The 522-nt window shown below is 44.1% G+C and carries 1 protein-coding gene; it reads left to right on the top strand.

Translation table 11 applies throughout. The features are described from left to right. Nucleotides 1-522, top strand: a 522-nt coding sequence (locus BRO54_RS18920) for a transposase (protein ID WP_139268118.1), incomplete at both ends; no start/stop codon positions are given.

Genomic DNA, 522 nt, shown 5'->3' with positions numbered 1-522 from the left:
TTCGTGCCCTGTTTCCATCTGCTTCGATTGTCATCGATAAGTACCATGTGGTTCAAAAAGTGACACAAGCCTTGGATCAAGCAAGAAAGGAATTTTCTCCATTGAAAAAGGCTCGATATCTTCTCTTAAAAGGCTGTGAAAAGCTTCGTAAGGACCAACGGCGTCGATTAGACGATATCTTGGAGGAGTATCCGGTACTTTCCATTGCCTATTATCTGAAAGAGTTGTTTCGGGATTTTTACCGAACCGATGGATATAACGAAGCAAAGGAACGCTTGGAAGAATGGATTCAGTTAGCCAAACAGAGCCCTTTTGCTTCTTTTCAGGAAGCAGCCAACACGCTTGAAAGGTGGAAGGAGCCTATTCTTTCCTACTTTTTGTGCCCATATACCAATGCCCGAATCGAGGGGACGAATCACAAGATCAAAAACATCAAACGCCGGGCATATGGCTATCGAAATCTAGAACGGTTTCGTTTGCGTGTATTTCTGGAGTGTACAGGGAACACTACAGGTAGTCAGG

Origin of the sequence: Geobacillus proteiniphilus, from assembly GCF_001908025.1 — a bacterium.
GTDB lineage: Bacteria > Bacillota > Bacilli > Bacillales > Anoxybacillaceae > Geobacillus > Geobacillus proteiniphilus.
This window is presented reverse-complemented; position numbering and strand designations above follow the sequence as displayed.